Here is a 1,184-nt window from a genome sequence, read left to right on the forward strand (position 1 = left end):
GCCGCGGGCCGCGCCCCTGCCGGCGCTCGCCAAGGAGGCCCGATGATCTCGCCCTGGGCCGTGCTCGCCGGCGGCGCCGCGGCCGGCGGCCTCGCGCTGCTGCTCGCCGAGCTGCGCCCCGCCCCGCCCGACCTCGGCCAGGCGCTGGACCGGCTGCACCGCACCCCCGACCCGCACCCGCCGGAGGCGGAGCGCGCCACCTGGTTCGACCGGATCGGCGCGGACTCGCTGCGCCTCGCCGGCGGCGGCTCCCGGCCGGGCGGCTGGGGGCGGGTGCGCATCCCGTACCAGCAGCTGTCGCTGATCGGCCGCAGCCCGGCCCGGTTCATGGCGCACAAGCTGCTGTTCGCCGTCGCCGGCCTGCTGCTGCCCGGCTACCTCACCGCGATGGCCGCGGTCGCCGACGTCGCGCTGCCGGTCGCCGTCCCGCTGGTGGCCGGCCCGGCGCTGGCCGCGGTGCTCTGGTTCGTGCCGGACGGCATCGCGGCCGGCGAGGCACGCGAGGCCCGCACCGAGTACCTGCACGGCATCGCCGCGTACCTCGAACTCGTCGCCCTGGAACGGGCCGCCGACTGCGGACCGGCCGAGGCGCTGCGCCGGGCCGCCGCGGTCGGCCGCGGGCCGGTGTTCCGGCGCATCCGCGATGCCCTGGAACGGGCCGCCACCGACCGGGTGCCGCCCTGGGACGGCCTCGACGTGCTCGCCGCCGACCTCGGACTGACGCCCCTTCAGGACCTCGCCGACATCATGCGGATCTCCGGGACCGACGGCGCCGCCGTGTACGACACCCTGCGGGCCCGCGCCAAGAGCCTGCGCGGCGAACTCCTGGCGGAGGAGCTCGCCCGCGCCAACGCCGACAGCGAGCGGATGGTGGCGCCGGGCGCGGCGCTGACCCTGCTCATGACGGTGCTCATCGTCTTCCCCGCGCTGTACCAGATGCTCGACGTCAACTGACCCCCGACCGCCCCCGTCCTGGAGACCACACCATGACCGCGATCCCGGCCCGGCTCAGGCCCCTGCTGAGCGCCCTGCTGCTACCCGTCCTGCTCCCGCTGCACCTCGGCATGCCCTACCTGCACCTGCGGCTCGGGCGGCTGGGGGGCCCCCCCCCCGCCCGCGGCCCCGGCGGGGGGAACCAACAAAAACCCCCCGCCCAAAACCGGGTTGGGGACCACGCCCGCGCC

The 1,184-nt window shown here is 77.4% G+C and carries 2 protein-coding genes; both read left to right on the top strand.

What is annotated here, in order from left to right; genetic code table 11:
* The first annotated feature begins 42 nt into the window (after positions 1 to 42).
* A complete protein-coding gene (locus ACFV0G_RS34145) occupies positions 43 to 954 on the top strand; it encodes a type II secretion system F family protein (protein ID WP_380556370.1) in 912 nt (303 codons plus the stop codon).
* Positions 955 to 986: 32 nt separating this feature from the next.
* On the top strand, positions 987 to 1,184 hold a 198-nt coding region (locus tag ACFV0G_RS34150), incomplete at its 3' end, for a hypothetical protein (protein ID WP_380556372.1).

It is taken from the genome of Kitasatospora sp. NPDC059571 (genome assembly GCF_042735675.1).
Taxonomy (GTDB): Bacteria; Actinomycetota; Actinomycetes; order Streptomycetales; family Streptomycetaceae; genus Kitasatospora.

Excerpts from the sequence above, each read along its gene's own strand:
- ACFV0G_RS34145 (WP_380556370.1), top strand. The coding sequence starts at position 43 with ATGATCTCGCCCTGGGCCGTGCTCGCCGGCGGCGCCGCGGCCGGCGGC.